Annotated in this window: 6 protein-coding genes; 4 read left to right on the forward strand and 2 right to left on the reverse strand. The window is 39.8% G+C overall.

Translation table 11 applies throughout. The features are described from left to right. Positions 1-15 precede the first annotated feature (15 nt). From AC1DRF_RS04975 to rlmH, 4 genes are all read left to right on the forward strand, one after another. Positions 16-810 carry an MBL fold metallo-hydrolase gene (locus AC1DRF_RS04975; protein ID WP_427076655.1) on the forward strand — a complete coding sequence of 265 codons (795 nt, stop codon included), beginning with the start codon at positions 16-18 and terminating at the stop codon, positions 808-810. Positions 811-867: 57 nt separating this feature from the next. Next, complete coding sequence (locus AC1DRF_RS04980) at positions 868-2,100, forward strand: S1C family serine protease (RefSeq protein WP_043977633.1); 1,233 nt, start codon at positions 868-870, stop codon at positions 2,098-2,100. A 72-nt stretch (positions 2,101-2,172) separates the two neighbouring features. Continuing rightward, entirely contained in the window at positions 2,173-2,331 is a 159-nt protein-coding gene (locus AC1DRF_RS04985; RefSeq protein WP_063611556.1) for a CxxH/CxxC protein, read from the forward strand. An 83-nt stretch (positions 2,332-2,414) separates the two neighbouring features. Beyond that, entirely contained in the window at positions 2,415-2,894 is a 480-nt protein-coding gene (gene rlmH / locus AC1DRF_RS04990) for a 23S rRNA (pseudouridine(1915)-N(3))-methyltransferase RlmH (protein ID WP_016765982.1), read from the forward strand. A 169-nt stretch (positions 2,895-3,063) separates the two neighbouring features. Here rlmH and AC1DRF_RS04995 read toward each other — a convergent pair whose 3' ends face one another. Together AC1DRF_RS04995 and AC1DRF_RS05000 are read right to left on the reverse strand one after the other, a co-directional pair. Continuing rightward, on the reverse strand, positions 3,064-4,062 hold the full coding sequence (locus AC1DRF_RS04995) for a tRNA dihydrouridine synthase (RefSeq protein ID WP_028409752.1): 999 nt from the start codon (positions 4,060-4,062) through the stop codon (positions 3,064-3,066). A 409-nt stretch (positions 4,063-4,471) separates the two neighbouring features. Further along, positions 4,472-6,370: a PhoX family protein gene (locus AC1DRF_RS05000; protein WP_477740392.1), complete on the reverse strand. Its 1,899-nt coding sequence runs from the start codon at positions 6,368-6,370 to the stop codon at positions 4,472-4,474. Positions 6,371-6,893: the final 523 nt, after the last annotated feature.

Raw genomic sequence — 6,893 nt, forward strand, 5'->3', positions numbered from 1 at the left:
TTTGGAGTGAGATAAATGAGCCTGCATTTCAGCGTGCTAGCGAGTGGGAGCACAGGAAATGCGATTTTAGTAAGTGATGGAGAACATTCCTTACTAGTTGATGCAGGGCTGAGCGGAAAACAAATGGAAGCTCTATTTCAACAAGTAAATCGCAATATCCCGGATTTATCAGGAATTTTAGTGACTCATGAACATAGTGACCATATTAAAGGACTAGGTGTTCTGGCACGTAAATATAAGCTCCCTATTTTCGCAAATGAAAAAACGTGGAACGCAATGGATGGCTTGATCGGCAACATTGATACGGAACAGAAGTTTCACTTTGAAATTGGCCAAACGAAATCGTTTGGTCAATTGGAAGTGGAGTCTTTTGGCGTTTCGCATGATGCTGCAGAGCCTATGTTTTATGTCTTTCATCAAGGATCTAAAAAATTAACCCTTATTACGGATACCGGCTATGTAAGTGACCGCATGAAAGGTACGATTAAAAATAGCGATATGTACGTATTTGAAAGCAATCATGACGTTGAAATGCTGAGAATGGGGCGATACCCTTGGAGCATTAAAAGACGAATTCTAAGCGACGTGGGACATGTATCAAATGAAGACGCGGCTCTTGCAATGGCAGATGTGATTGGAGATCAAACCAAACGCATTTACTTAGCGCATTTGAGTCAAGACAATAACATGAAGGAAATTGCCCGCATGTCGGTTGCACAAGTGTTACAACAGAAAGACATCAATGGAGAGGACAATATTCTCCTATGTGATACTGATCCAAAAAGACCAACTGATATTGTTTATGTATAGTCTCTAGAAAGGAAGCGAAAAATAACTTCATTTAGTACGTGAATGCAGACATTCACGATGATAAATGAAGGGTTCGGTGATAGTGTGGAACATTATGATGAAGGCCAAGAGCCAAATAGTCGGCCGCCTAAACGCCGCAGAGGATATTTCGCTTCTGCTCTGATTGGAGCAATTATAGGTGCACTTATTGTACTGCTTCTTATGCCAGCCTTGGTGAGGAACGGGATTTTACCAGATGGATGGATGACGGATGAAAATAGAGATGAACAAACAGGGTCTACCATTCAAAAGTCAGTATCTCTTGACGTCACTACGGCCGTCACAAAAGCTGTTTCTGAAGTCAATGCAGCAGTTGTAGGAGTTGTAAACATTCAGAACTCTGAAAGCTTTTGGAATGATGAACGAACTGATGCCGGGACGGGCTCAGGTGTTATTTACAAAAAACAAGGCAACAAAGCTTATATTGTGACAAACTATCATGTCATTAAAGGCGCTAACGAAATTGAAGTGAGCTTCAGTAACGGTACAAGGGTATCGGCTAAAATTCTTGGCAGCGATGATTTAATGGACTTAGCAGTTCTTGAAATTGACGCAGGCCACGTGACAAAAGTGGCTACCTTCGGAAATTCTGATAAGCTTAAAGCTGGTGAACCAGTGATTGCTATCGGAAACCCGCTAGGCCTTCAATTTTCTGGCTCCGTTACACAAGGAGTTGTCTCAGGGGTTAACCGTGTCATTCCTCAAGATTTGAATGGCGATGGAAATCCTGATTGGCAATCAGAAGTTATTCAAACAGATGCCGCCATTAACCCTGGTAATAGCGGGGGTGCTCTTGTTAATATTGATGGTGAATTAATCGGTATTAATTCCATGAAAATTGCTCAAGAAGCAGTAGAAGGCATTGGTCTTGCGATTCCAATCAACATGGCTAGACCTATTATTAATGACTTAGAACGATATGGTGAAGTCAGACGTCCGTATCTTGGAGTTAGTACACTATCATTAAGTGAGGTATCAGGGTATCATTTAAAAGAAACCCTTAAGTTACCGCATGACGTAGTAAACGGAGTCGCTGTTCTAAAAGTTGAGCCAGGTTCGCCAGCCGCTAAAGCCGGATTAAAGGAATATGATGTGATTGTTGAGTTAGATCACAGCAAAGTAAGGGACATTGCGACACTTCGCAAACACCTCTATATTGAAAAAGAAATTGGCGATAAAATGAACGTAACGTTCTATCGCGATGGCAAAAAGAAATCCACAGAAGTAAAATTAACGCGTCAAATGAAGTAAAATAAAGTTATCCACAGGGGATAAACTCCTGTGGTTTTTTAATGAAAAGAATAGAGAAAGGAAGATAAATACATGAAGATATATTGCTGTTTAGAACATACAGAACTAGCGCTGGATGTAATGGTAGATGAGATTGAGCTAGCGCCGGTTTTTGAAAAAATAGAAAATTCCACTGACAAAAAAAGCTGTGAATATTGTGAAAATGAAGCTGTATATGTAGTAGGGAACTAATATTCTTATACAAAATGTGGATATAACATGTGGATATGTGGATAATATCTGTGGATAAGAGATAAAGGAGAGGAGAATAGCTTGTGAATATCTCTATTATAACCATTGGAAAGCTAAAAGAAAAATACTTAAAACAAGGTATTCAAGAATATTTAAAGCGTTTATCAAGCTATGCAAAAGTGGAAATTATTGAGCTTGCAGATGAAAAAGCGCCAGAAAACTTAAGTGAATCTGAAATGGAACAGGTAAAACAAAAAGAAGGAGAGCGCATCTTAGCGAAAATCTCAGACGATACTTATGTGATCGCATTAGCTATTAACGGAAAACAAAAGTCTTCCGAGGAACTCGCAAAAGAAATTGATTCATTAGCTACCTACGGAAAAAGCAAAATAGCGTTTGTCATTGGCGGGTCGCTTGGTTTAAGCAGCGAAGTAATGAAACGCTCAAACGCAGCGCTTTCTTTTTCAAAGATGACGTTTCCTCATCAGCTTATGCGCCTAGTATTAGTAGAACAGATTTACCGAGCTTTTCGTATTATTCGAAATGAACCTTATCATAAATAGATCGTGTGGATATTTTTTCATTAAAAGCTGAGGCAGAAGGAAATGTAAAACCTTCTGCCTCAGCTTTTATCATATGTGGATAAATAGCATACGTCTATAAAAAAGAACAAGAGGTTCTTCTCTCCGATAAAATGTTAGAACAATTGAGTTTAAGCAAACGAGATCTTATTTAAGAAACAGAAAAACCTTCGTCTTCTTTCACTCCAGCTCTGTCTTTAAACTCATCAAGCAACGCACGCACTTCGTCAGTTGTTTCCGTGCTCATGAGTAGATTTCTTAATTCACTTGCACCGCGGAATCCGCGAACGTAAATTTTGAAAAAGCGTCGAAGCGGTTTGAAAGGGCGCGGCTCTAATTCTTCAGAATACTTATCATGAAGATCTAGCTGCAGGCGAAGAAGTTCTAATAGCTCTTCGCTTGTGTGCTCTTTCTTTTCTTTTTCAAACGCAAACGGATTATGGAAAATTCCGCGTCCAATCATGATTCCATCAATACCGTACTTCTCCGCAAGTTCAAGACCTTTCTGGCGGTCAGGAATATCACCGTTAATTGTTAGTAGCGTATGAGGCGCAATTTCGTCACGAAGCTTCTTGATCTCCGGAATTAACTCCCAGTGCGCGTCAACATCGCTCATTTCTTTTTTTGTACGAAGGTGAATAGAAAGGTTCACGATATCCTGTTCTAAAATGTGCTTCAGCCAGTCGTACCACTCATCAACTTGCGTATAGCCAAGACGAGTCTTTACGCTTACTGGAAGCCCTCCAGCTTTGGCTGCCTGGATAATCTCAGCCGCAGTATCTGGACGGCGAATCAGACCAGAACCTTTTCCGTTTCCTGCAACATTCTGCACAGGACAGCCCATATTAATATCAATGCCGCGAAAGCCCATTTCGGCCATGCCAATACTCATTTGACGGAAGTATTCAGGCTTGTCTCCCCAAATGTGCGCAACGATTGGCTGTTCATCATCTGTAAACGTCAAACGTCCTTTTACGCTATCTTTCCCTTTCGGATGGCAGTAGCTTTCCGTATTCGTAAACTCTGTAAAAAATACGTCAGGTCGTGCTGCTTCGGTCACAACATGGCGAAAAACGACATCCGTCACAGCTTCCATCGGTGCCAAAATAAAAAACGGACGCGGCAACTCATGCCAAAAATTATCTTTCATCTTATATCTAAACCCTTTCTTTTAGGGAAAACATATTCCCAAAATTAAAAAGTGTAATTTCTTTTATAAGGTTGAATGCCAGTATAAACTTCAACCAATATATACTTTAATGGTATGGGAGGAAAAGTGCAAGGGAACGAGTGGTTTTGTTTTGCTGGAAATACTTATTGAAACAACTTTTATATCTAGTATTAGTGGGGTGTAAGCAATTAAAAGCAAGCTTGAAGGCATGTACCGGATACCCGCGAATAAATATCCTAAAGCATTTGGTTTGTGTGTAGGCACTTTCTCCAAGGATATTATAAAGTATTCACCATAATTATGATTACGATAAACGATTTTATAAATAACTTCGACTATATAAAAAACCACGTCTGTCACTGCACAACAGACGTGGCTTCATTACATATTAATGCTTTTTGTAAGGAGCGCCGTCCTTAGAAGGCAGTCCAGAAATGTATCCGACACCGCCAGTTTCTTGAATGCCGATGCTTTCTTTCATTGCATTAGCTAGCTCTTCTTTATCAACAGCGGTAATATTTTTGTCGCTGATGTCCTCGCCCGGGTGCTGATAGTTGCTTAGTACGTAGCGAGAGTTTTGAATGTTTTCTACTGCACGAAGTCCTGTTGCTTCTGCTCCCACTGGAACTGAAAGGATGCGTGATAGTTTTTTAGTTTTTACATTATAAGCCCATACGAAGTTGTTTGTATGCAGTGAGCTGTCTTCTCCGATAAACAGTGTATTTAAGTCATTTGAATACGTAAGGTTGTCAGGGTTGGCAATTTTATTTGGGTCCGCTGTATTACCGTATGCATCTGCTTTTTCTAGGTCTTGTCCAATCAGTAGCCCTTCCATGCTTGCAGGAACGTAGCTACTGTTAATCTTGCCTTTTGCTTGGTCTTTTTGATGCGATCCTAAGTTCAGCTGGTAGGTCACACCAGACTCTAATTTTGGAAGCTGAATATCATCTTGTACAGCGCCAGATTCTTTTAGCATGGCACTATTTTGATAAGAAATAGCCATATACGCTTTTTTGTCTTTTTTGTTAACCGTTAGTCCTTCCATCTTGTTGAATTCAGACGTGGCACCTAGAATCGCACCGTATCGGCGTGATTCTAAAAAGGCAGCTGCTTTTTCCATGCCAGGCTTTACTTTTAAATATTCAACTTTTTTACTTGCAGCGGTTTTGACTGCTTTAGATCCTTTTGTAGGCTGGTCAGCTGTTTCAAAAATATCACTAAATTTTGTGCCTTTGTCGATTATTGTTTTGACTTCATTGTCTGTTGCATGGCCAAGCTTAATCCACTGAAGGTCGCCTTTACCTCCATTTTCTGTGCTCGTTTGTTTAAACTTTGCCGCATAAAGAGTTCCTGCTGAGAAGTCTTTTTCCTTATCTGCTACATACATAAACATCATGGTATTAGACCCATCGTCTCCAAAAAGAGCGGTTTTGTTATCTGGAAGTACCTGCATCATTTCGTGTGAAAAACGGCCTGTGCTGTAATGTTTTACGACGGATGCATGGCCGCTTTCATCCACTGAAATTTCTGGAATCCAGCCGTAGTAGTAAGGATTTGCTTTTGACGTGTCGCCGAAATAAAGCTTAGCGAAGTTCGTGACGTCTTTATAAGAGCTGGATGAAGGATCTTCAAAAGCACGTGCATCGGGCTCATATTCTTCTGAACCAAGGTGAGTACCCCAATCCGTTGTAGAGCCATTACACGGCGTCCACAAACCATTTACATTGGAAAAATCAATTTTTTTAGCATGGTTGACCGTTAATTTTCCTGTTTTATCATCTCGGTCAACTTGTGTAAGCGTCATTGAAGCGGGAAGACCGGAAATCTCTTTTCCAGCATTATTAACAGATTCATATTCATAATGTGAAATAATATAAGACTTACCGTTGATGGTGATAAAGCTGTTTGAATCCGGTGCGTCTGATACGTACGGTGATGGCTTATCGGGAACGCTTCGGTCAATAATCGGATCCCCGTTTGCATCGATCGGTGTACCTGCGGCGATTAATTCCCCTTTATTATCGACAATTTTATCTTTTGAAAGAAAGAGCTGGTTATAGTTAAGCGGCGTTTCTTCAACGCTTCCATCTTTATACGTTACTTTTACAGATGCCTCTGTATACGTTTTAATCATATTTTCAATTGTAGTAGGTGCTTTCATTGGCTGAAACTCGACGCTTTTGATTTGTTTTGGATGTTGAACTGGGTTATGCTCTGCTGCAAAAGCAGAAGCGGCACTAGAAGCTAAAAGGGTGAGAGATAGTCCAAGAGATACTCGTTTTTTCATGGTTGATAACCTCCAAATTGTATTCATACACTTATTAAATCATTTGATTGTTGAGGAAATATAAAGAGAAGCGCTGGATTTGTTGAGCTGTTGTTAAGAACGTTGAACATTTATATGACAAGTTTAACTAGAAGTTATTCAGCTATCTTTCAGAATTTGTTCAGATAGCATTCAGCCGGGCTTCACAGTGCATTCATGTGCCGCTCTTACAATAAAGACATAGCTAAAGGCGACAAGAAGCGCTTTGGCTCGTACAGCAAAATTGAAAGGTATTTTAGCAGAAAAAAACGTCACTCAGTTCGATGCTTATACGGGGCAAGAGTGTTCATAATTTTTTATCTTAAAACATAAAACATACATTTCATTTTTTATTCATATCAAGCAGAGGGTGTTTCAAGGCATCCTCTGCTTTTCTATTTATAACTAGAAACGGGGCTGTTTATCTATGTTAAGATAAATGTAGATTATTGTTGTAAAATGGATAGAACTAGAATGAAATAAATTAAATAGATAGGGTGTACAC

The organism is Priestia sp. P5_B4 (genome assembly GCF_056400385.1).

Coding starts and splice junctions, on each gene's coding strand:
- AC1DRF_RS04975 (WP_427076655.1), top strand. CDS start 16: ATGAGCCTGCATTTCAGCGTGCTAGCGAGTGGGAGCACAGGAAATGCG.
- AC1DRF_RS04980 (WP_043977633.1), top strand. CDS start 868: ATGATAAATGAAGGGTTCGGTGATAGTGTGGAACATTATGATGAAGGC.
- AC1DRF_RS04985 (WP_063611556.1), top strand. CDS start 2,173: ATGAAGATATATTGCTGTTTAGAACATACAGAACTAGCGCTGGATGTA.
- AC1DRF_RS04995 (WP_028409752.1), bottom strand. CDS start 4,062: ATGAAAGATAATTTTTGGCATGAGTTGCCGCGTCCGTTTTTTATTTTG.
- AC1DRF_RS05000 (WP_477740392.1), bottom strand. CDS start 6,370: ATGAAAAAACGAGTATCTCTTGGACTATCTCTCACCCTTTTAGCTTCT.